Annotated in this window: 19 protein-coding genes; 7 read left to right on the top strand and 12 right to left on the bottom strand. The window is 73.0% G+C overall.

What is annotated here, in order from left to right; all coding sequences use genetic code 11:
• Positions 1-60 precede the first annotated feature (60 nt).
• Positions 61-630 carry a TetR/AcrR family transcriptional regulator gene (locus tag JAP66_RS15965; RefSeq protein WP_199432525.1) on the top strand — a complete coding sequence of 190 codons (570 nt, stop codon included), beginning with the start codon at positions 61-63 and terminating at the stop codon, positions 628-630.
• Between the two features lie 81 nt (positions 631-711).
• On the opposite strand, the gene JAP66_RS15960 is transcribed toward JAP66_RS15965, so the two are convergent.
• Positions 712-2751 carry an acyltransferase family protein gene (locus tag JAP66_RS15960; protein WP_199432524.1) on the bottom strand — a complete coding sequence of 680 codons (2040 nt, stop codon included), beginning with the start codon at positions 2749-2751 and terminating at the stop codon, positions 712-714.
• A 174-nt stretch (positions 2752-2925) separates the two neighbouring features.
• On the opposite strand from JAP66_RS15960, the gene JAP66_RS15955 reads away from it, so the two are divergent.
• The gene (locus JAP66_RS15955) at positions 2926-4167 is read left to right on the top strand and encodes a hypothetical protein (protein ID WP_199432523.1); all 1242 of its coding nucleotides are present in this window, start codon (positions 2926-2928) and stop codon (positions 4165-4167) included.
• Positions 4125-4460 carry a hypothetical protein gene (locus JAP66_RS15950; RefSeq protein ID WP_199432522.1) on the top strand — a complete coding sequence of 112 codons (336 nt, stop codon included), beginning with the start codon at positions 4125-4127 and terminating at the stop codon, positions 4458-4460. The genes JAP66_RS15955 and JAP66_RS15950 overlap by 43 nt, the downstream gene beginning before the upstream one ends.
• A 7-nt stretch (positions 4461-4467) precedes the next feature.
• Here JAP66_RS15950 and JAP66_RS15945 read toward each other — a convergent pair whose 3' ends face one another.
• Positions 4468-5865: a class II fumarate hydratase gene (locus JAP66_RS15945; protein ID WP_199432521.1), complete on the bottom strand. Its 1398-nt coding sequence runs from the start codon at positions 5863-5865 to the stop codon at positions 4468-4470.
• A gap of 99 nt (positions 5866-5964) precedes the next feature.
• On the opposite strand from JAP66_RS15945, the gene JAP66_RS15940 reads away from it, so the two are divergent.
• The gene (locus JAP66_RS15940) at positions 5965-6954 is read left to right on the top strand and encodes an NAD(P)/FAD-dependent oxidoreductase (RefSeq protein ID WP_199432520.1); all 990 of its coding nucleotides are present in this window, start codon (positions 5965-5967) and stop codon (positions 6952-6954) included.
• 36 nt (positions 6955-6990) lie between these two features.
• Here the strand turns inward: JAP66_RS15940 and JAP66_RS15935 are convergent, their stop codons facing one another.
• From JAP66_RS15935 to JAP66_RS15910, 6 genes are all read right to left on the bottom strand, one after another.
• Positions 6991-7818 carry a S1 family peptidase gene (locus JAP66_RS15935; protein WP_199432519.1) on the bottom strand — a complete coding sequence of 276 codons (828 nt, stop codon included), beginning with the start codon at positions 7816-7818 and terminating at the stop codon, positions 6991-6993.
• Positions 7818-8879, bottom strand: coding sequence for a class II fructose-bisphosphatase (glpX, locus tag JAP66_RS15930; RefSeq protein WP_199432518.1), 1062 nt, complete (start codon positions 8877-8879; stop codon positions 7818-7820). Before glpX ends, JAP66_RS15935 begins: the two co-directional genes overlap by 1 nt.
• Positions 8880-8988: 109 nt before the next feature.
• A complete protein-coding gene (locus JAP66_RS15925; RefSeq protein ID WP_199432517.1) occupies positions 8989-9219 on the bottom strand; it encodes an exodeoxyribonuclease VII small subunit in 231 nt (76 codons plus the stop codon).
• The gene (locus JAP66_RS15920) at positions 9216-9605 is read right to left on the bottom strand and encodes a hypothetical protein (protein ID WP_199432693.1); all 390 of its coding nucleotides are present in this window, start codon (positions 9603-9605) and stop codon (positions 9216-9218) included. Before JAP66_RS15920 ends, JAP66_RS15925 begins: the two co-directional genes overlap by 4 nt.
• Before the next feature lie 148 nt (positions 9606-9753).
• Positions 9754-11013, bottom strand: coding sequence for an exodeoxyribonuclease VII large subunit (xseA, locus tag JAP66_RS15915; RefSeq protein WP_199432516.1), 1260 nt, complete (start codon positions 11011-11013; stop codon positions 9754-9756).
• Positions 11010-11768 carry a lipid droplet-associated protein gene (locus JAP66_RS15910; RefSeq protein WP_199432515.1) on the bottom strand — a complete coding sequence of 253 codons (759 nt, stop codon included), beginning with the start codon at positions 11766-11768 and terminating at the stop codon, positions 11010-11012. Before JAP66_RS15910 ends, xseA begins: the two co-directional genes overlap by 4 nt.
• Before the next feature lie 189 nt (positions 11769-11957).
• Here JAP66_RS15910 and JAP66_RS15905 point away from each other — a divergent pair, with 189 nt between their 5' ends.
• On the top strand, positions 11958-12989 hold the full coding sequence (locus tag JAP66_RS15905; RefSeq protein ID WP_199432514.1) for a 4-hydroxy-3-methylbut-2-enyl diphosphate reductase: 1032 nt from the start codon (positions 11958-11960) through the stop codon (positions 12987-12989).
• Positions 12990-13063: 74 nt separating this feature from the next.
• Here the strand turns inward: JAP66_RS15905 and JAP66_RS15900 are convergent, their stop codons facing one another.
• Together JAP66_RS15900 and rmuC are read right to left on the bottom strand one after the other, a co-directional pair.
• A complete protein-coding gene (locus tag JAP66_RS15900; RefSeq protein WP_199432513.1) occupies positions 13064-14110 on the bottom strand; it encodes a DUF6542 domain-containing protein in 1047 nt (348 codons plus the stop codon).
• Between the two features lie 142 nt (positions 14111-14252).
• Positions 14253-15170 (bottom strand): DNA recombination protein RmuC, encoded by a 918-nt coding sequence (gene rmuC, locus JAP66_RS15895; RefSeq protein WP_307849580.1) that lies wholly within the window; start codon positions 15168-15170, stop codon positions 14253-14255.
• A 177-nt stretch (positions 15171-15347) separates the two neighbouring features.
• Here rmuC and JAP66_RS15890 point away from each other — a divergent pair, with 177 nt between their 5' ends.
• A complete protein-coding gene (locus JAP66_RS15890; RefSeq protein WP_199432512.1) occupies positions 15348-16514 on the top strand; it encodes an exonuclease SbcCD subunit D in 1167 nt (388 codons plus the stop codon).
• Positions 16511-19489 carry an AAA family ATPase gene (locus JAP66_RS15885; protein ID WP_199432511.1) on the top strand — a complete coding sequence of 993 codons (2979 nt, stop codon included), beginning with the start codon at positions 16511-16513 and terminating at the stop codon, positions 19487-19489. The genes JAP66_RS15890 and JAP66_RS15885 overlap by 4 nt, the downstream gene beginning before the upstream one ends.
• Here the strand turns inward: JAP66_RS15885 and JAP66_RS15880 are convergent.
• Both JAP66_RS15880 and JAP66_RS15875 read right to left on the bottom strand, forming a co-directional pair.
• Positions 19476-19988, bottom strand: a complete 513-nt coding sequence (locus JAP66_RS15880) for a methylated-DNA--[protein]-cysteine S-methyltransferase (protein WP_199432510.1) — start codon at positions 19986-19988, stop codon at positions 19476-19478. The genes JAP66_RS15885 and JAP66_RS15880 overlap by 14 nt on opposite strands.
• Positions 19985-21544, bottom strand: coding sequence for an AlkA N-terminal domain-containing protein (locus tag JAP66_RS15875; RefSeq protein WP_199432509.1), 1560 nt, complete (start codon positions 21542-21544; stop codon positions 19985-19987). Before JAP66_RS15875 ends, JAP66_RS15880 begins: the two co-directional genes overlap by 4 nt.
• Positions 21545-21579 lie beyond the last annotated feature (35 nt).

The following is a 21579-nucleotide window of genomic DNA, read 5'->3' as shown; positions in this document are numbered from 1 at the left end:
TCGCCTGCCGAATCTCCTGCCGGGAAGACACGCCTAGACCGGTCGGTATACCGTCGAGGGGTGACTGAGGAACTGACGTTGACCCCGGCCGCCGAGCGGGTGCTCGATGTCGCCGGGCGGCTGTTCTACGACAACGGCATCCACGCCGTCGGCGTCGAGTCGATCGCCACCGAGGCCGGGGTCACGAAGAAGACGCTGTACGACCGTTTCGGCTCCAAGGACGCGCTGATCGGCTGCTATCTGCGCCGGCGCGACGAACGCTGGCGCGAGCACGTGGTGAGGGTCGTCGAGCAGCGGGCGCGGATCACCCCGGCCCGGCGGTTGCTGCTGGTGTTCGACGCGCTGGAGCAGTGGATCACCACCGAGAACACGCGCGGCTGCGCGTTCGTCAACGCGCAGGCCGAGCTGCCGGACGCCACCCATCCCGGCCGCGAGGTGATCCGGGAGCAGAAGCAGTGGATGCTCGACTACCTGCGGACACTGGCGCGAGAGGCGGGTCTGCGCAACCCGCGCAAGGTCGCGACGTCACTGCTGATGCTGCTGGAAGGCGCCACGGTGACCGCCTCGCTGGGGGTCGTCCCCGGTGCGGTCGGCAACGCCAAGGAGATGGCCCGGCAGCTGCTCACCTAGCCTGTCCTCGAACCCGCTGGTCACCGGTCGTGAGCGCGTAACAGTGTTCTAACTCGCGTGCGCACTCACGAGTGGCCGGGCTCAGGCGTCCTGCGGCCAGCGCAGCGCGGCGGCCAGGTGCTCGGCGAGCGCCGGGGCCAGCGTCGCCATGTAGCTCGCCGTGACGTGGTTGTCGTCCAGGTACACCAGCACGTTGCCGATCACCGGGCGGCACACGTCCTCGGGGCAGAAGTAGTCGCTGAGGTCGAGGAAGGACACCCCGGGCGGCGTGTCGAGCGCCGCGTACGGCGGCTCGGGTGCGTACAGGTCGGACCGCGGGACGCTGCACTCGGGCGCGCCGGGTCCGTGCCGCTCCACGCACGCGGAGGGCTCGAAGTCGTAGCGCGGGTTGTCCCGCACGGCCACCACGGGGATGTCCGCGTCGGCGAGCCGCTGCCACTGCTCGACGTAGCCGGGCGGGGTCCATTCGGTGAGCCCGGCACGCACGTCCCTGGTCGCCATCGTCAGTACGGCGTCCGGCCGCATCTCGATGATCTCCTCGGCCACCGCCTCGTTCCAGTCCAGGCAGCTCTGGTCGCCGGGCGAGTTCTCGGAACCGGTCGAGAGCGGGCAACCGCCGCGCCCCATCGAGATGATCTCCCAGTTGCTCGCCTCGGCGATCGGTGCGAGCGCGCCGATGTACTGCTGCGAGTGCGAGTCCCCGGCCACCACGATCCGCCGATCGGGCGGACCGGTGGTCCCGGTCGTGCAGATCACCAGTTCGGCGTGGCGCTCGGCCACCGTGCAGTCCTTCTCCTCGAAGGCCACGAACTCGTCCCGCAGCGCGATGAAGGGCGGCACGATCGGCGCCTCGGCGTCGAACACCGGCAGTTCGGCGGCGACCGCCCGCGCGCCGGGGTGCACCGGATCGTCCGGGGAGGCGGTGTACGAGGCCTTCTGCTGGCTCACGTACTCCCAGCCGCCGGCGAAGACCAGTACCGGAGCGAGCGCTAGTGCCGCGAACCGGTACGCGCCCCAGCGGGTCGCGACGCCGATCCGCGAATCCCGCACCGGGGTCTCGATCAGGTGGTAGGTCAGGGCCGCCAGCGCCGTGGCGCCGGCGATCAGGGCGGCGCCCTCCCACCAGCCGACCTTCGGCGTGTCCCTGGCGACGAGGTAGAAGATCAGCACCGGCCAGTGCCACAGGTACAGCGCATAGCTGATGTTGCCGAGGTACTCCAGCGGCCGGGACGAGAGCAGCCGGTCGGCGCCGATGCGGCTGCCGGTCGCGCCGGCGAGCAGGACGAGCGACGCGGACAGCGTCGGCCACAGTGCGGCGTAGCCGGGAAAGACGGTGCCGATCTGGAGGACGAGGCCGCACAGGACCAGCCCGGCGACGCCGAGCCAGCCGAGCGCTATCCGCAGCGCGCGGGGCAGCGCGATCGCGTCGATCACCAGTGCCAGCAGCCCGCCGAGGGCGAACTCCCAGATCCGGGTGAGCGAGGTGAAGTACGCGAGCGGCTGGTTCACCGCCGTGAGCCAGACCGAGTAGGCCAGCGACGTGCCGAGGAGCACGGCCAGGCTCGCCCCCAGGGTGGACCGCAGGTCCCAGCCCGCCCGCCGCGCGAGCAGGGCGACGGCCGCGATCAGCAGCGGCCAGGCGAGGTAGAACTGGCCCTGGATGGACAGCGACCAGAAGTGCTGGACGACGCTGGCCGTGTCGTGCTGGGCGAAGTAGTCGACCGAGTCGGCGGCGAGCCGCCAGTTCTCCACGAACAGCGCCGAGGCGACCACCTCGCGGATCGTGTCGAACCAGCGGTGCTGGGGCAGCAGCACCACGGCGACCGCCATGGTCGCCAGCAGGACGGTCAGCGCGGCAGGGAGGAGCCGCTTGATGATGCGGCCCCACATCGGCCGGAACTCGATCCGGCCGCGCGCCGCCACCCGGACGAGCTGCCCGGTGATGAGGAAGCCGGACACCAGGAAGAACACGTCGACGCCGCCGGAGATGCGGTCGAGCCACACGTGATAGGCGACGACGAGCAGGGCGGCGACGGCGCGCAGGCCCTGCAGCTCGGGGCGGTACCGCCGCGGCGACGGCTGGGCGGTGCCCTCGGGCGCGCTGGCTCGCGGCTGCGGCATCCGCCGAGTCCCCCTGTTCCCAAAGCTGTCTCGTAACCCGCGAGGCCGGGCCCCAGTCGTCTCCACCGGTCAGCGCCGCACGATCGTGCAGCGCGGTTCACCGGATCGGGCGGTTACCTTACCGGTCACCCGCGCCGTGCGGGTATCGGGCCGCCCGCCGCTAGCCTGCGCGGCATGGCCACGTTGACCCCGGGTGATCTGACCGAGACCGAGCGCGCCCTCGCCGGCGCCGTTCTCGCCGGCACCTTGCTCGACCTCGGAGACCTCGAAGACCTCGGAGACCTCGGAGACCTCGGAGACCTCGAAGACCTCGAAGACACGGAGGAGCGCGAGGTGCGGGCCGAGTTCGTACGGCAGGTCATGGCCGGGAGGTTCCCGTGGCACGGCGGCGAGCGGCCCGACCCGCGAGGGCTCCGGCTGCGGGGCGCACGGATCATCGGCGAGCTCGACCTCTCCGAGGTGGACTCCCAGCTCCCACTGCGGCTCCTCGATTGCCACGTGGACGGGGCGGTGCGGCTGACCGGCGGCCTGCTGCGCGCGGTGGACCTGTCGGGGCTGGTGGCGACGAGTGTCGCCGCGCAGGAGATGACCCTCGAGCGCAGCCTCGTGCTGCGGGACGTGCGCCTGCGCTCGGACGGTCTCCACGCGCCGATCGAGCTGGGCGGCAGCAGGCTCGGCGGGCTGCTCGACCTCAGTGGCGCCCGGCTGACCAGCGCGGACGGGCCGGCCGTGCAGGCGAGCAACCTGCACACCGGCGGTGGGGTCTTTCTCAACCGTGGCTTCCGTGCCGACGGCCGCGGCACACTGGGCACGGTCCGGCTGCCGGGGGCCGTGCTCGGCGGGCAGCTGAACATGACCGGCGCCGTCGTGCGCAATCCCGACGGCCCCGCACTGATCGCCGACTACCTGCAGACCGCGAGCAACGTGATGTTGAACGGGGACTTCCGGGCCGAGGGACGGCGGGACACCGGGACGGTCCGGCTGGTCGGCGCCCGCATCGGAGGACGGCTGATCTGCGAGGGCGGGCGCGCGCGGGCGGCCGAGCCCGGCGACCTCGCCCTGAACCTGTCGCAGACCGCGGTCGCCGGTGACCTGCTGCTACCGGTGTCGTTCGCCGACGGACCGGTCGATCTCAACGGGCTGACCTACGGCGGGCAGGCGCGGCACGCCGATCTGACGGAGTGGCTGGACCTGCTCTCCACCGGGACGAACTACTACGCGAGCCAGCCGTACTTCCAGCTCGCCGCGGCGCACGGCTCCACCGGGCACGAGCGGGACGTCCGGCGCATCCACATCGCCGGCAGAAGGATCTGCTCAGGCGTGGTGAGCTCGGGTTCTGGGGCCGGCTCTGGCACCGCGTCACCGGGCCGACGGTGGGCTACGGCTACCGGCCGGCGCTGGCGTTGCTCTGGCTGATCGGCACCCTGCTCGTGTCGATCGTGCTCACCGTCGGCGTCGCGGGCGCGGCCGGAGTCACGAGCCGCCCCGGTGAGGGCGGCCCGTGCTCGGTGGTGGAACAGGCCGGGCTCGCGCTGAGCGCGGCGGCGCCGCTGGTCCGGACGGATGGCGGCCGGCGCTGCGTGATCGACGCAGGTACCGGTGCCGGCCAGACTGTGCTCGCCGCGACGTGGGTGCTGCAGGCCCTGGCGTGGGCCTTTCTCACCCTGTTCGTCGCCGGCTTCACCGGCCTCGTCCGCAGGTCGCCGTGACCGCCGCTCACTTGCCGCCGCGCGCCATCCTGAGCACGTCGAGGGCCTCGTCGAGCTGCGCCTCGGTGAGCTTGCCGCTCGCCACGTGGCCGCGTTCGAGCACGACGTCCCGGATCGGCTTGAGCTCGGCCAGCGCCTGCTTGGCGACGGCGGCCGCCTCCTCGTAGCCGATGTAGGCGTTCAGTGGCGTCACGATCGACGGCGAGCCCTCGGCGTAGGCGCGGGCGCGCTCGACGTTCACGGTGAGCTCCGCGAACACCTTGTCCGCCAGCAGCCGAGACACCGCCGCCAGCAGCCGCGCCGACTCCAGTACGTTGCGGGCGATCACGGGCAGGTTCACGTTCAGCTGGAAGTTGCCCTGCGAGCCGGCGAACGCGACCGCGGCATCGTTGCCGATCACCTGCGCGACGACCTGGAGCGTCGCCTCCGGGATCACCGGGTTGACCTTGCCCGGCATGATCGACGAGCCCGGCTGCAGATCCGGCAGCGCCAGCTCGGCCAGCCCGGCACGCGGGCCGGAGCCCAGCCAGCGCAGGTCGTTGGCGATCTTGTTCAGCGACACCGCGACCGTGCGCAGGTGGCCGGACGTCTCCACCACGCCGTCCTGGCTGGCCTGCGCCTCGAAGTGGTCGCGTGCCTCGGTGAGCGGCAGGCCGGTGACGTTCGCCAGCTCGCCGGCGACCGCGGCGCCGAACCCGGCAGGCGCGTTCAGCCCGGAACCCACCGCGGTGCCGCCGATCGGCAGCTCCCCGAGCCGGGGCAGGCCGCTGCGCAGCCGCTCGATGCCGAAGCGCACCTGCGCGGCCCACGCTCCCGCCTCCTGGCCGAGCGTGATCGGCACCGCGTCCATCAGGTGCGTGCGGCCCGACTTCACCACGTCCCGCCACTCGGCGGCGCGGCTCTCGATCGTGGCAGCGAGATGGTCGAGTGCCGGGACGACGTCGGTGAGCACCGCCTCGGTCGCGGCGACGTGGATCGTGGTCGGGAAGGTGTCATTGGAGGACTGGGAGGCGTTCACGTGGTCGTTGGGATGCACGTCCCGGCCCAGTGCCCGCGCGGCCAGGGTGGCGATGACCTCGTTGGCGTTCATGTTCGACGACGTCCCGGACCCGGTCTGGAAGACGTCGATCGGGAAGTGGGCGTCGTGCCTGCCCTCCGCCACCTCGTCGGCGGCGGTCGCGATCGCCGTGGCGACGTCGGCCTCCAGGACGCCGAGGCGGGCGTTGACGCGGGCCGCGGCGGCCTTGAGCAGGCCGAGCGCGCGGATCTGGGCGCGTTCGAGACCGCGGCCGGAGATCGGGAAGTTCTCCACGGCACGCTGTGTCTGCGCGCGGTACAGGGCGTCGGCGGGGACCCTCACCTCGCCCATCGTGTCGTGCTCGATCCGGTATTCCTGTTCAGCCATGGCGCCAGTCTGTCCCACCGCGCATCCGTCCGCCCGGTGTCGTTGCGCACTAGGATCGAGGGTGACGGCCACCCACCACGGCGGGAAGGACGGTGAGCCATGGGCTCGCCCGAGACGCTGACGGTCGACGTGCTGATCGTCGGTGCTGGACCGACCGGTCTGTTCGCGGCGTACTACGCCGGGTTCCGCGGTCTTTCGATGGCGATCGTGGACTCGCTGCCGGAATCCGGCGGGCAGGTCACCGCCATGTACCCGGAGAAGATGATCTACGACGTCGCCGGGTTCCCGGGGATCCGCGGCCGGGACCTGATCAAGGGGCTGGTCGAGCAGGCCGCACCGTGGGACCCGGTGTACCTGCTCGGCCGCAAGGCCGTCACGCTCGAGAAGACCGGGGACGGGCTGGAGATGACGCTGGACGGCGGCGACGTCGTGCGGGCCGGGGCGGTGCTCATCACCGCCGGGATCGGTGAGTTCACGCCACGGCCGCTGCCCGCGGGCGACGGCTGGCTCGGCAGGGGCATGGTGCACTTCGTCCCGGCGCTCGACGCGCACCGCGGCGAGGACGTCGTCGTGGTCGGCGGCGGCGACTCCGCCTTCGACTGGGCGCTCGCGCTGCAGCCGATCGCGTCGAGTGTGGCGCTGGTGCACCGGCGGGCGAAGTTCCGCGCGGCGGAGTCGATCGTGCGGCAGGCCCGCGAGACCGGGATCCGGCTCATCACCGACGCGGAGGTCCGCGATCTGCGCGCCAACGGCGACGGCGAGCTCGGCGAGGTCGAGGTCGAGATCAAGGGCGGCGAGCGGCTGGTGCTGCCCGCGCAGACCGTCGTCGCGGCGCTCGGCTTCACGGCGGACCTCGGCCCGATCGAGACCTGGGGGCTGGAGATCCACAAGCGCTCGATCGCGGTGGACTCCACCATGGCGACCGCCCGCGACCGCGTCTACGCGGCGGGCGACGTGGCCGCCTACCCGGGGAAGGTGAAGCTCATCGCCACCGGCTTCGGCGAGGCGGCGACGGCGATCAACAACATCGCGGTCACCCTCGATCCGAGCGCGCGCCTCTTCCCCGGCCACTCGACCAACGCCGACTGACCCACGACCCGCTCGCCCGGCCCGGGCGAGGGAGCTTCACCACCGCGGGGCCGGGGCTGGTTCCGGAACGGGTGGTGGCTCCGGTGCCGTGCCGAGCTGTTCGGTGATCCACGGTTCGTAGGCCACCGCCGAGGTGTAGATCGACGGTCCGGTACCGCACGTCGCGTCGTCGTTGCCGGGGCGGCTGGAGACGCCGAGCAGCAGCCACCGGTCCTCGACCCGCATGAGCTGGGGCCCTCCGGAGTCGCCGTAACAGGGCCCCGCGGTGCCGCCGGGGTTGCCCGTGCACAGCTCGACCGTGGCGTCGAAGGCGCTGCACCCGGCGCCGTCGACGATCGTCGTGTCCAGCTGCTGCAACATCACCGGGCTCGTGCCGCATCCCTCCGCCGGGCACGTCTGTCCCCAGCCGAGCAGCCGGGTCGCCGTGCCGACGGCGGCTTCCGTGCCGAGCTCGACCGGCGCCGCCTGCGCCGGTTCCGCCAGCCGCACCAGCGCGAGGTCACCGCCCGCACCGTCCGGGTCGTACTCCGGGTGCGCGACGAACTCCGCCACCGGGCGTGTCTCGCCGCCGTCGGTGCGGTCGTTGCTGCCGATCCGCGCGGTCACCGCGCCGGGCTGCCGGCCCTGCACGCAGTGCGCCGCGGTCAGCACCCACCCGGGGGCCGCGAGCGCGCCGCCGCAGAAGTGCTCGCCGGAGGCGAACTGCAGCGACACCATGAACGGATACGGCTGGTCCGCCTCGATTCCGCCCACGATGAACGGCTGCACCGCGGAAGCCTGTGGCACCGCCGTGCCTGCCAGCGCCAGCACCCCGGCGACGACTGCGGCGAGCCGGGCACCGCCCCGCCGTAGGCCGACGCCCATCAGGGAAGCGGCGGGACGACGTCGTCGTCCGTGGGGCCGCCGTCGAAGTCCACGGACGAGTAGTCCCGCAGCTTCGTCAGCCGGTGGTAGCCGTCGATCAGGCGCACCGTGCCGGACTTGGACCGCATCACGATCGACTGCGTGGTGGCGCCGCCCGCGCGGTAGTGCACGCCACGCAGCAGGTCGCCGTCGGTCACCCCGGTGGCGCAGAAGAACACGTTGTCCCCGCGCACGAGGTCGTCGGTGGTGAGCACCCGGTCGGGGTCGTGCCCGGCCGCGCGCGACTTCTCCCGCTCGGCGTCGTCCTTCGGCCACAGGCGCCCCTGCAGCTCGCCGCCGAGGCACTTCATCGCGCAGGCGGCGATGATGCCCTCGGGCGTGCCGCCGATCCCGAGCAACATGTCGACACCGGTCGTCGGGCGGGCGGCGGCGATCGCCCCGGCCACGTCACCGTCGGTGATGAACCGGATTCGGGCACCGGCCTCGCGGACCTCCTTCACGATCTGCTCGTGCCGGGGCCGGTCGAGGATGCAGACGGTGACGTCGGAAACGCTGCTGTGCTTCGCCCTCGCCACCCGGCGGATGTTCTCCGCGATCGGCGCGGACAGGTCCACCGCACCGGCCGCCTCGGGACCCACCGCCAGCTTCTCCATGTAGAACACGGCGGAAGGGTCGAACATCGCGCCGCGCTCGGCGACGGCGAGCACGGCCAGCGCGTTGGGCATGCCCTTGGCCATCAGGGTCGTACCGTCGATCGGGTCGACCGCGACGTCACAGTCCGGCCCGTCGCCGTTGCCGACCTGCTCGCCGTTGAACAGCATGGGCGCCTCGTCCTTCTCGCCCTCGCCGATGACGACAACGCCCCGCATCGAAACGGTGCCGATGAGCTGCCGCATGGCGTCGACCGCGGCGCCGTCGCCACCGTTCTTGTCGCCCTTGCCGACCCACCGGCCAGCAGCCATCGCGGCCGCCTCGGTGACCCGCACCAGTTCCATCGCGAGGTTGCGGTCCGGGGCCTCACGGCGTCTCGGCGAACTCGTGGACTGGCCTGCGACGGTCATGGTTCCTCCCGGATCGACGCGACTTGCTCACTACACGGTTCCCACGGTTCCGCACGGGAATCCTCCCAGATACCCGCGAAAGCTCCAGCTCAAGCCGCCGTCGCGAACATCACTCCGCGTCGTCGCCGTCCTCGACGCTGGCCAGCGCGGCCTCGATCCGCTCGCGAGCACCCTCGAGGTGCCGTTCGCAGAGCTTGGCGAGCTCCTCGCCCTTCTCCCACAGCGCGAGCGAGTCCTCCAGGGAGAGCCCGCCGGCCTCCAGCTCGCGGACGACCTCGATCAGCTGGTCGCGCGCCTGCTCGTAGCCGAGTTCGGCCTGCTCACCGTTCGCTTCGCTCAACTGTGCCTGCTCAACTTCTCCGATGGTGGTCCTGCGGTCCGGGCGCACACTACCGCGCTGGCCATCGCATGGTCGTAACCCACGAACGCCTTCGCGAACTCCTGTCCGTCACCGTCGGTCACCGCGTCCTCGATGTGCGACTGGGCGGTGGCCACCCGAAGGCGGTATGCCGAACCGTCCCGGAACCACCAGCGGGTGCCGACATAGAACGACGTGGCCTCGGACAGCCTGCGCAGCCGCGGCCCGAGCGCGTCGCGGCCCGCGGAGTCGCATCCCGCGAGCAGCGCGGTCCAGCAGCGCGCCGCCGCGGCCTCGGCCTCCTGGGCCCTGCGGTGGACGGTCACGGCCCGCTCGCGCGCCTCCCCGGACGTCGCGCCGCGGCACATGCGCGCGACGGCGTCCGTGGTCAGCGGGAGGAACCTGGTGGCGTGCGGAGCGGCCGTCGTGGGCACGGACAGGCCGTGCGCGGCCTGCGTGGCCTGTGAAGGCGGTGGATACGGTGGTGACACTGCCGCCCTCCCTGGTCGTGATCGGTCACTCGTCCTGTCCCCGCGCGACGGCGGAGACGGCGCCGTCGGCGACCCGCACGCGAAGCGGCGTGCCGTCGGCTATTTCAGAGACCGATCGGAGCACCTTCAGGTTGCCCGCCGAATCGGTGTATTGCACGACCGCGTAACCGCGGGAGAGCGTCGCCGACGGCCCGAGCGCGCTCAGCCGGGCACGCGCGGAGGCCAGTGCGGTCTGCTCCCGGGTGAGCGTCGAGAGGATCGCGCGCCTGCCACGCTCGGTATGTGTCTCGATCTCGGCGGCGCGGCGGTCGATCGGGCCCATCGGGTCGGCCAGCGAGGGCCTGCTGCGCAGCTGGTCCAGCAGCCGGCACTGGGTGTCGACCCAGCCGTGCAGTGCGCGGCGTGCCCGGTCGCGCAACTGGTGTACGCGGGCGGTTTCCTCGCGCACGTCCGGTACGACGCGCTTGCCGGCGTCGGTGGGCGTCGAACAGCGCAGGTCGGCGACGTAGTCCAGCAGGGGCGAGTCGGGCTCGTGCCCGATCGCGCTGACGACCGGGGTGCCCGCCGCCGACACGGCCCGGCAGAGTGCCTCGTCGGAGAACGGCAGCAGATCCTCGACACTGCCGCCGCCGCGCGCGATGACGATGACATCGACGTCCGGATCGGCGTCCAGAGTGGACAGCGCCCGCAGGATCTGCGGCACCGCCTGTGTGCCCTGTACCGCGGTGTTGACGACCCGGAACGCGACGGCGGGCCAGCGGCCCTGCGCGTTCACCAGCACGTCGTGCTCGGCGGCGGAGGCCCGGCCGGTGATCAGCCCGATACCCCTCGGCAGGAACGGAAGCGCGCGTTTGCGTTCGGCCGCGAATAGGCCCTCGGCGGCGAGCAGGCGCCGCAGCCGCTCGATGCGGGCCAGCAGCTCGCCGATGCCCACCGCGCGGATCTCGTTGGCGCGCAGGCTCAGCGTGCCGCGGCCGAGGAAGAAGGTCGGCTTGGCGTGGACCACGACGCTGGCGCCGTCCCGCAGCGGTGGCTCGACGGTGCGCAGCAGCCGCGCCGGGCACGTCACGCTCATCGAGACGTCCGCGGAAGGGTCGCGCAGCGTCAGGAACGCCGTCTGCGTGCCCGGCCGCGCGGAGATCTGCGTGACCTGGCCCTCCACCCAGACCGTGCCGAGACGGTGAATCCAGTCGGCGATCTTGCGTGCGACGGTGCGCACCGGCCAGGGATTCTCGGCACTGGAGGGCCCGCTCGTGGCGCGGGTAGCCGGTTCGGCGCCGCTCACCGTTCGGTCGGGCCCTCGGTGTCACCGGCCGCGGCCTGCCGCACGTTGGCGATGCGGCGGGTGAGCATGCCGACGAACGAGGGCCGGTCGGCGTGCGCACGCTCGTAGGCGAGCATCTCCTCGAGGTCGGCGAGGGAGAGCCTGCGCAGGCGCGCCCTCACCTGGGGCAGCGTCAGCCGGTCGTAGTCGGCGAGGCCGGCCGGGCCCGGTGCCGGCGCGGTGGCGGCGGGCCCCGCCGGCTCGGGTCCGTCGGCGCTTTCCGGGCCGGGGCTTTCCGGTCCGGTCCGGTCCGGGCTGTCGAACTCGCCCTCCTCGTGTTCCTCCGCTAGCGCGCGCTCCTCCTCCGCCCACGGGTCGTCGCCGGGGGCGGGCTCGCCGGTGTCGCGGGCGTCGTCGCGAAGCGGTGCCTGCGGCTGCCCGTTGTTGCGGGCGTGGGAGTCCGTCACGCCGAACGGGGCTCCGATCGGCGTGACGTTGCCTGCCGGCGTCGCGGGGCCGCTCAGGTCCGGTTCGATGTCCTCGTCGAAAGTCGCCCAGCTCGGGTTCTCCTCGACGGGGCGCAGCGTCGCGAGCGCGTCGTCGCCCTTGATGGCCAGTTCGGTGACGTGCTGCTGGACGCGCATCGACACCTGCAGCACCTGGCTGGCGACGGTCACCGGCAGCCCCGTGAGCTGCTTGGGGAGGTCTCGAACCCGCTCGGCCGTCGTGACGGCGAGCCCTGCCGCGACCCGAAGCGGGAACGGGAGATGCGTCATGTCCCTAAGCCTGCCGCACATGGTTCGTCCTGCCCAACCGAAAGTGGTAACGCGTGTTGCGGGGTGACGCTCCGCACAGTGCCCGATGATGGAACCGGGTCGGAAGCCCCGTACCTGCCCTGCTCATCGCGTACTCCATGACCCTCGTCTCGTGTCCTGGCGCTCGTACGTGACCCGTACCCTGGTGGCATGAGTGCAGCGAGTCCCGGAACCGAGCCTGCCACCAGCGTATCCATCGATGCGGGTGCCGAGGCACCGGCGACCGATGGTAAGCGCGTTCTGCTGGCGAAGCCGCGTGGTTACTGTGCCGGGGTCGACCGTGCCGTCATCACCGTCGAGAAGGCGCTGGAGATCTACGGCCCGCCGGTCTACGTCCGTAAGGAGATCGTGCACAACCGGCATGTCGTGGACACGCTGCGGGAACGCGGGGTCATCTTCGTCGAGGAGACCTCCGAGGTGCCCGAGGGCGCGCTCGTGGTCTTCTCCGCGCACGGGGTCTCACCCGCGGTGCACGCCGAGGCGGAGAACCGCAACCTGCGCACGATCGACGCGACCTGCCCGCTGGTGACCAAGGTCCACAAGGAGGTCAACCGGTTCGCCCGCGAGGACTACGACATCATGCTCATCGGCCACGAGGGCCATGAGGAGGTCGAGGGCACCTCGGGCGAGGCGCCCGACCGGGTGCAGCTGGTGGACTCCGCCGACGACGTCGACAAGGTCAATGTGCGCGACCCGAACAAGGTCGTCTGGCTCTCGCAGACCACGTTGAGCGTCGACGAGACGATGGAACGCGTCGACCAGCTCCGCGAGCGTTTCCCCGACATCGCCGACCCGCCGAGCGACGACATCTGTTACGCGACGTCCAACCGCCAGGTCGCGGTCAAGGCGATGGCGGCCGAATGCGATCTCGTCATCGTCGTCGGCTCCGGGAACTCCTCGAACTCGAGGCGCCTCGTGGAGGTCGCCCTGCAGGCGGGCGCGCGCGACGCCCACCTGGTGGACTTCGCGAAGGAGGTCGACGAGACCTGGCTCGAAGGCGTGGAGACCGTCGGCGTGACCAGCGGGGCCTCCGTGCCGGACGTGCTGGTGATGGAACTGCTCGAATGGCTCGCCGGGCGTGGCTGGGACGACGTCCAGGAGGTCACGACCGCGAACGAGAAGATCGCCTTCGCGCTGCCACGCGAGCTGCGCTCCGGAGCCGCGCAGAGCAGCGTGCGCTGAGCCACGGCGCCGCTCGGCCCGGATCGGCCGGCCGAGCACGCTCCTGTCCCAGGGGCAGGGTTCGAGTCAGCTGTTCAGCGTTCCTCGTCCCACGGGCGGCTACGGCGCGGCGGCCGGGGGCCACGACTGGGATCGCGCCGCGGGCTGTCCGGCCTGCCGGGCGGCGGCTCGTCGGAGCGCGGCGGTGTGCGGCGTGGCCGTTTCGGCCCCGGTGGACGTTCCGGCCGGTCCTCGTCGCGGCCACGGGCCGGCTCGCCCGGCGGCGGCGTGCGCGGACGCCGAGGCGTACGCCGGTCCGGGTTGCGGGGCGCGGCGTCGCCCGCCGCGCCCGGGTCACGTTCCGCTGGCCGCTCGCGGCCACGCCGCCCGCTCTCGTCCGGACGCCCGCGCCTGCCGGCCGCGCCCGCGGGCGGTGCCGCGCCCCGGCGGGGTGCGTCGGGCGGCGCGGCCTCCGGTGCCGCTCGCCGAGGTGGCGCCTCACCCCGGCCCTCGGCGGGCCGCTTCTTCGCCGGCCGTTCCCGGCCGCCCGCGTCGTCCTTGTTCTTGGCGGTCTTGGCGCCCTTCGCGTCCCTGACTCCCGCCCGTGGAGCGCCGCCCGCGGACGGTTTGTCGTCGGTCCGCTTGTCCTTGGCCGGAGCCTTCCTGGGCGCGTCCGGGTCGCGCTCCCGGAACATCCGGTAGACGCCGATCGCCACGGTGATGCCGGTGGTGATCGCCATCGTCGGGAACCCGTTGATCAGCGGCGTGCTGATCGCCAGCGCCTTGGACAGCATGTCACTGCTCGCGGGCAGGCCGGATCCCATCAGCACCACCGTCGGCACGGTGATGGCGAGGATGAGCGGTGGCTGCACCATCGGGCCGAACAGGCTCCGCCGGCGTACCGCGCCGACCGCCACGACCGAGCCGACCAGGTAGCAGCCCTGGAACAGCCAGTTCAGCGAGCCGGAGACCTGCAGGTCCGCGACCGCGCCCAGCGCGGCCAGGCCGAAGGCGAGCAGCACCGCTCCCCACCACGGCATGCCTCGCCAGGGCCCGAAGAGAGGACGCTCGTCCCAGTCGACGTCGGGGGCGTCATCGTCGGCGGCGTCAGGATCGCTCCGGCGATCGCGAAGGGCGGTCACGAGGCAACACCGTATCCCGTTACCGCCCGGAAGTGCCTACCGCTCCGCGACCTCGACCTTTGCGACACCCAGGAGCGTGAAACGGGCCACATCGCAACCATCATGCCGCACGATGGTATGGACCAGGGATCCGTCCTGTCCGTCAGTTGGCGGCCATTTCGTCCCCTTTCCGGATCGTGGCGACCTGCGACGGGCTGGCGGACGCCTCGGTGAGCGGGGAGACGTTCGCCCGGAAGGTCTCCAGAGCGTCCAGCTCCCGCCGCCTGGCCGACAGGAAACGCTGCAGGTGTGTGCTCGACAGGTTCACCGCGTCGATCGCGTTTCCGGCGGCGCGGTGGGCCGACGCGGCCTGTGCCCGCACGTTCTCGACGTCCTCGACCAGTGCCCGCTCGGTGGCCGCGAACACCGCCGCCGACGCGATCACCGCGAACCCGGTCGGCCCGCACAGGAACACCCGCCGGTCGAGCATCCAGCGCAACAGTTCCGGATCGGTGTCCAGTGCCGCGACGACGGCCGCGTCGGAGGGCACGAACATGACCGTGCCGTAGATGGCGTCCGCCCACCGCTGGTAACCCTTCGCCGACAGTTCGGCCGCACGGGAACGCAGGTTCCGGACGTGCACCCGCAGCGCGTCGCGGCGTTCCGCGGGGTCGTCGGTCTCGACCGCCTCGGCCCAGCACGCCATGCTCGCCTTGGCGTCGACCGGGACCGTGCGGTCGCCACCGACCCGGAGCACCAGGTCCGGTTTCGCCGCGCCGCCACCCGCGAGATCGGTCTGCACGGTGAAGTGCAGGCCCTCCCGCAGCCCGAGCGCCCTGGCCGTCTCGGTCAGCACCTGCTCGCCGAGTTCGCCACGCCCGCTGATCGAGGCGAAGGCGACCTCGTAACGACGAAGCTCGGCCTGGCGCTCGTCCGCCCTCGCGCGTTCGACGTCGACCTGCCGCGCCGCGGCGTCGGCGCGGCGCATGCCGTCCTGATAGAGCCGCCACAGCATGACGACCGCGGCCGCCAGCAACAACGCGACCACCACGGCCGCCGTGCTGAGCACCGTCGAACCCACCGGCACGCTCCTTCCCGTTCGTTCCCGTCCACGCCTTCGCGCTCCGTGACCGGTCGTGCGCATCATGGCGTACGGCACCGACAGAATCGGAGCGGGAACGAGCTCGAACACACGTTCGAGTGACACGCCGGGCTTTGCTACCGGGTTCTGTCGTTCCACCGTCCTAGCTTGGGTTCCGTGCGGATGCTGCATACCTCGGACTGGCACGTGGGACGGACGTTCCACGGTGCCGACCTGCTCGCGGAGCAGGAGTCCGTGCTCGGTCACCTCGCCGACCTGGTGCGCGAGGAGGGGGTGGACGTGGTCCTCGTCGCGGGCGACGTCTACGACCGCGCGGTGCCCTCCGCCGAGGCGGTGCGGGTGGCCACCGGCGCGCTCGCGAGGATGCGCGAGGCCGGCGCCCAGATCGTGCTCACGCCCGGCAACCACGACTCGGCGGCCAGGCTGGGCGCCTTCGGGGAGTTCGCCGCCGCGGGCGGGCTGCACCTGCGCACCACGATCGCCGAGCTGCACCGGCCCGTGGTGCTCGAGGACGAGCACGGACCGGTGGCGCTCTACGGCATCCCGTATCTGGAACCCGAGGTGGCACGGCACGCGCTGGGTGTGCCGGACGCGCGCGGGCACACCGGTGTGCTGACCGAGGCGATGCGGCGCGTCCGTGACGACCTGGCGGACAGGCGGCCGGGGACGCGCTCGGTCGTGCTCGCGCACGCGTTCGTCACCGGTGGCGCTGCCAGCGAGTCCGAGCGGACCATCGCGGTCGGCGGTGTCGAGCAGGTGCCCGGGTCCGTCTTCGACGGTGCCGAGTACGTCGCGCTCGGCCACCTGCACGGGCCCCAGCGGCTCGCCGAGCACCTGCGCTACTCCGGCAGCCCGCTCGCGTACTCCTTCTCCGAGGCGGCGCAGCACAAGTCGGTCTGGCTGGTCGATCTCGACGGCGGCGGACTGGCCGGGGTCGAGCGGCGCGAGCTGCCGGTGCCGAGGCGGCTCGCGACGGTGCGGGGCAGGCTCGCGGAGCTGCTGGAGGACCGCCGGTACGACGAGTTCGCCGACTGCTACCTGTCCGCCACGCTGACCGACCGGGTGCGCCCGGTGGATGCCATGCGGAAGCTGCGCGAGCGCTTCCCGCACGCGGTGCACCTGGACTGGGAGCCGGAGGACGGCGCGGCGACCGTGCTCCGGTACGCCGAGGCGGTGCGCGGGCGCTCGGATGCCGAGATCGGCCGCAGCTTCCTCGCGGACTGCCGGGGCGCGCCACCGAGCGAGCGGGAGCACGCATTGCTGATGGCCGCGCTGGAGACGGCGGGAAAGGGCGACCCCGAGCGGGACGGTGATCCCCGGTGAGACTGCACCGGCTGGACGTGACGGCGTTCGGTCCTTACGCGTGCCGGCAGACCGTCGACTTCGATGCCCTCGGCGTGGACGGGCTGTTCCTCCTGCACGGCGACACTGGGGCCGGCAAGACGACATTGCTCGACGCGATCGCGTTCGCGCTGTTCGGCACGGTGCCGGGAGCGCGGGGCCAGGTGAAGCGGCTGCGCTGCGATCTGGCCGACGCGGAGACGCCCACCGAGGTGGCGCTGGAACTCACGGTGCAGGGGCACCGGCTACGGCTCGTCCGCTGTCCCGAGTACCAGCGGCCGAAGCGGCGCGGCGACGGCTACACCACTCAGCAGGCCACGGCGTCGCTGAGCTGGGTCGGCGAGGTGCCACACGGGCAGCCCGCCGAGGGCCTTACCCGCATCGACGAGGTCTCGCGCACCGTGCAACGCCTGCTCGGGATGAGCGCGGAACAGTTCTTCCAGGTCGTGCTGCTGCCGCAGGGGGAGTTCGCCCGTTTCCTGCGGGCCGAAACCACGGAACGGGAACAGCTGCTGGAGCGCCTGTTCGGCACGCGCCGGTTCGCCGACGTGGAGCGGTGGTTCCGCGAGCTACGCGTCGAGCGCGGCCGGGAGCTGGAGCGGCGCAGGCAGTCGGTGCGCGAGTGGGTAGCGCGGATCGGGCAGGTCGCCAAGGAGGAGCCGCCCGAGGACGCCGGGCAGCAGTGGGTCGACGACGTCCGGCGGCGTGCGGACGAGGCGGCGGCCGATGCGGCCGAGGCCGAGCGGACGGCGAGCGCCGCCCGGGAACGGGCCGATGTGGTGCTGCACGAGCGGAGGACCGCTGCCGACCGGGTACGCCGCGTCCGGGCCGCGCACGAGAGCCTCGGCACGCTGGCCAAGCAGGCGGACGAGCGCGCCGAGTGGGCCGCCGAGCTCGCGGCGGCCAGGCGGGTCACCACGGTCACCGAACTGGCGGCGGAGGCGGACCGCCAGCAGGCCAGGTTCGACCGGGCCCGCGACACCGAGATCGCGGCGCGGAACGCGGTGGTGGACATCGGGTTCACCGAACCCGATGCGACGGTTCCGGTGCTGCGGGAACGGGCCGGTGCGCTGCGTGAGGAGGCCGGTGCGCTGGCCGGGCTGGTCGCCGAGGCGGAGCAGCAGGCACGCGACCACGCACGCCTGCGCGAGCTGGAGGAGATCGCCACCTACGCCACCGCGCAGGCCACGGCGCTCGGCGAGAAGCTGGCGGGCCTGCCCGAGCGCACCCGGGAGATGCGGGCCGAGCGCGACCTGGCCGCGGAGGCGGAGGTGAAGCTCGAAGGCGCCCGGTCGCGGGAGGCTGAGCTGGCCGCCGCCCATGCCGACGCCGAGAACGTCCCCGCCCTCGAACGCGCCGCCGTGCGGGCCCGTGACGCCGAGCGCGAGGCCGTCGACGCCCACCAGCTGGCCAGGACGGCCCTGCTCGACCTCCGCGAGCGGCGGCTCGCCGGGATGGCGGCCGAGCTGGCCGCCGACCTGCGTGCCGAGGCGCCGTGCCCGGTGTGCGGATCGGCCGAGCATCCCGCGCCGGCTGCCCCCGACGCGAGCTCGGTCGGCGAGGACGAGGAGCGCGCCGCCACCGAACGGGAACGGGCCGCCGAGCAGCGGCGGCACGCCGCCGTCACGGCGCGGCACGAGGCCGACAGCAGGCTCGCCGCGGCCCGCGAGCGGCTGCGCGGGCAGACGGCCGATGAGATCACGCGACAGCTCGCCGCGACCCGGGACGAGGTCACCAGGCTGTCCACGCTGGCCGGGCGCAAGCCGCGGCTCGACGCGTCCCTGCGCGCCGCCGAGGAGGAGGCCGAAGAGCTGACGGCCGAGCGGACCGCTGCGGAGAAGTCCGCCAGCACGGCCACGGCGGAGCGCCGGGCGCTGGCCGAGCACGTCGGGGAAAGGGCCCGGCGGCTGGAGGCGGCCCGCGGTGAGCACGCAGGCGTCGCCGAACGCCGTGAGCACCTGGTGGCGGTCGGTCACGCACTCGACACGCTCGCCGAGGCCAGGTCAGCGCGGGCCGCCGCACGGGAGCGGCTCGACGAACAACTCGCCGCGGTTGCGGACGCCGCCGGCCGTGCCGGTTTCGAGACGGTGGCTCCGGCGCTCGCGGCGGCCAGGACGGAGCCCCGGATCGCCGAGCTGGAGCGGGAGCTCACCGAGGCCGCCGAGGCGGAGGCCGCGGCCCGCGCGGTGCTCGGCGAACCGGAGCTGGCGGGCGTTTCGCCGGACGATGTGATCGACGTCGACTCCGCCCGGGCCGCCGTGGAAGAGGCCCGGGCTCGCGCCGAGACGGCGGTGGCGACGGCGCGTTCGGCGGCCGAGCGGGCACGGGAGCTGACGATTCTGTCCGGGCGGTTCGCCGAAGCCTCGGCCGACCTTGCCCCGGCCGAGGAGGAGTACGCCGAGCTGGACGCACTGACCGACGTCGTCAACGGCCGGGGCCAGAACGCGCGCAAGATGTCGCTGCGTTCGTATGTCCTCGCGGCACGGCTGGAGGAGGTCGCGGTGGCCGCGACCGCCCGGCTGCGCTCGATGAGCCAGGGCCGGTACTCCTTCGTGCACTCCGACGCGGCCGGGGCCCGTGGCACCCGGGGTGGTCTCGGTCTCGACGTGCTCGACGACTACTCGGGCACGGTGCGTCCGGCGAAGACCCTGTCGGGCGGCGAGTCGTTTCTCGCCTCGCTGGCGCTCGCCCTCGGCCTCGCCGACGTCGTCGCGGCCGAGGCCGGCGGGGCGCTGCTGGACACGCTGTTCGTCGACGAGGGCTTCGGCACGCTCGACGCCGAGACCCTCGATGTGGTCATGGACGTGCTCGACGAACTGCGGGCAGGTGGGCGCGTCGTCGGCCTGGTGTCCCACGTCGAGGAACTGCGCCAGCGCATACCGACCCGGCTCCGGGTACGCAAGTCCCGGACCGGGTCGGCGCTCGAACCGGAGGGAGAGATGGCTATCGCAGGCTGACCCCGGCCTCGTGGTCGAGCAGCCAGCGCTTGACGTCGACACCCCAGCGGAAACCGCCCAGCGCACCACCGATGCGGAGCACGCGGTGACACGGCACGAACAGCGCCGCCGCGTTGCGGGCGCACGCGGACGCGGCCGCGCGGACGGCGGCCGGGCGGCCGGCCAGCGCGGCGAAGTCGGAGTAGGTCACCGGCTTGCCCGCGGGCACCGTGCGCAGCACGTCCCATGCCTGCACCAGGAACTCGCCGGAGCGCTGCCGTACGGGAACGAGGTCCACCGCGTCGAACTCTCCGGTGTGGTAGCGGTGCACGGCGGTGCTGACAGGGCCGAGGTCGCGCTTCTGCCGCAGCTCCGTCGGTACCAGCGCCGGTGAGATCTGCGGCGTCAGTGCCGCGAGGTCGGCGGTCCAGCCCGAAGCCAGAACGGCGCCGTCCGAGGCGACCACGGCGGTGAACGGGCCGATCGGTGTGTCGTGCGTGGACCAGTGGGCGATGCTCATCGTGTCTCTCCTGTGGTGGCTGGGTCGGTGGGTGGTGCGCTGGCGCGCCAGAGGTGCATGCCCGCGTAGGAACGCCAGGGCCGCCAGTCCTGTGCGTGCCCGGTCAGCCCGGCGGCGCTGTCCGCGATGCCGAGCGCCGCCGCGCCCCTGCGCAGTGCGAGGTCGCCGGTGAGCAGTACGTCCGGATCGCCGAGCCCGCGCATCAGGACGTAGTCGGCGGTCCACGGCCCGATGCCCGGTGTGGCGAGGAGTTCGGCCCGGAGCTCGTCGGTGTCCCGGCCGACGTGCACGTCCAGCCGGCCGGTGGCCAGGGCGTCGGCGACCGCGGCGAGGGCATCGATCCGGCGGCGCGGCCCGCGCAGCACCTCGCCGGCGTGCTCGGCGACCGCGGCCGGGCTCGGGAACAGGAGGCCGGGCTCGCCGTCGCCCGCCGTCGGTGCCTGCTCGCCCAGTTCGGCCGCGAGCCGCCCGGCGGCCGTCCGGGCCGCCGCCACCGACACCTGCTGGCCGAGCATCGCCCGCAGCACGAGTTCGGGGCCGTCGACGGTGCCGGGTACCCGGATGCCGGGTGCCGCGGCGACGCTCGGCGCGAGCGCGGGGTCGGCGGCGAGCATGCGGTTCACGGCCTGGGGATCGGCGTCGAGGTCGGCGAGCCTGCGCAGCCTGGTGACCGCGCTGCCGAGGTCCCGGACATCGCTGAGCCGCAGGTCGCACCGCACGTGCCCACTCGAAGGGGTGAGTGCCGCGGAAGCGCTGCCGTGGGGCAGCCGCAGCGTACGGCGGTAGGTTCCTTCGCGGACGTCCTCGACGCCAGGTACCGCCCGGGCCGCCAGGAAGGCGAGTGTGCCGACGGCGTCGAACGGCTCCCGGTACGGCAGCCGCAGGGTCAGCCGCGCGCCCGCGGCGGAGGTTTCGTCCGCCGGTGCCGGCCGCGGCTTCCTGAGGGCCGCCGCCCTCAGTTCGGACGGCGTGGTGGCGAAGACCTCCCGGATCGTGTCGTTGAACTGCCGCACGCTGGCGAACCCGGCGGCGAAGGCCACGTCGGTCAGTGTCAGTCCGGACATCTCGATCAGCAGCCGCGCGGAGTGCGCCCGGTGCGCGCGGGCGAGCGCGAGCGGGCCGGCGCCGAGTTCGGTGGTGAGTACCCGGCCGAGCTGGCGTTCGGAGTAGCCGAGCCGGCGGGCGAGGCCGCCAACGCCCTCGCGCTCGACCGTGCCGTCGGCGATCAGCCGCATCGCGCGGGCGGCCAGGTCGGCGCGCACGTTCCACTCCGGGGAGCCGGGGACGGCGTCGGGCAGGCAGCGCCGGCACGCGCGGTAGCCGCCGGCCTGTGCGGCCGCCGAGGTCGGGAAGAACTCGACGTTCGTGACCTTCGGGGTCGTCGCCGGGCACGAGGGCCTGCAGTAGATGCCCGTGGTGCGCACGGCCGTGATGAACTGCCCGTCGAACCGGGCATCCCGGGACATGACGGCGCGGTAGCACCGTTCGGCATCGCGCCAGATGCTCCGGCTCTCCGTCCGCACCAGGCGGTCCGGGGCCGTCGTGAGCTGTGTCATGAGGTCGATCCTGCCACCGCGCGAGGGCAGTGACT

Source organism: Qaidamihabitans albus (genome assembly GCF_016464705.1).
Taxonomy (GTDB): Bacteria; Actinomycetota; Actinomycetes; order Mycobacteriales; family Pseudonocardiaceae; genus Qaidamihabitans; species Qaidamihabitans albus.
Note: the sequence above shows the minus strand (reverse complement) of the source record. Positions and strands in the feature narration are given on the sequence as shown.

Bases quoted from the DNA above. Each gene is read 5' to 3' on its own strand.
- JAP66_RS15960 (WP_199432524.1), bottom strand. From the start codon at position 2,751: ATGCCGCAGCCGCGAGCCAGCGCGCCCGAGGGCACCGCCCAGCCGTCG.
- JAP66_RS15955 (WP_199432523.1), top strand. From the start codon at position 2,926: ATGGCCACGTTGACCCCGGGTGATCTGACCGAGACCGAGCGCGCCCTC.
- JAP66_RS15945 (WP_199432521.1), bottom strand. From the start codon at position 5,865: ATGGCTGAACAGGAATACCGGATCGAGCACGACACGATGGGCGAGGTG.
- JAP66_RS15940 (WP_199432520.1), top strand. From the start codon at position 5,965: ATGGGCTCGCCCGAGACGCTGACGGTCGACGTGCTGATCGTCGGTGCT.
- JAP66_RS15935 (WP_199432519.1), bottom strand. From the start codon at position 7,818: ATGGGCGTCGGCCTACGGCGGGGCGGTGCCCGGCTCGCCGCAGTCGTC.
- glpX (WP_199432518.1), bottom strand. From the start codon at position 8,879: ATGACCGTCGCAGGCCAGTCCACGAGTTCGCCGAGACGCCGTGAGGCC.
- JAP66_RS15920 (WP_199432693.1), bottom strand. From the start codon at position 9,605: ATGTGCCGCGGCGCGACGTCCGGGGAGGCGCGCGAGCGGGCCGTGACC.
- JAP66_RS15910 (WP_199432515.1), bottom strand. From the start codon at position 11,768: ATGACGCATCTCCCGTTCCCGCTTCGGGTCGCGGCAGGGCTCGCCGTC.
- JAP66_RS15905 (WP_199432514.1), top strand. From the start codon at position 11,958: ATGAGTGCAGCGAGTCCCGGAACCGAGCCTGCCACCAGCGTATCCATC.
- JAP66_RS15880 (WP_199432510.1), bottom strand. From the start codon at position 19,988: ATGAGCATCGCCCACTGGTCCACGCACGACACACCGATCGGCCCGTTC.
- JAP66_RS15875 (WP_199432509.1), bottom strand. From the start codon at position 21,544: ATGACACAGCTCACGACGGCCCCGGACCGCCTGGTGCGGACGGAGAGC.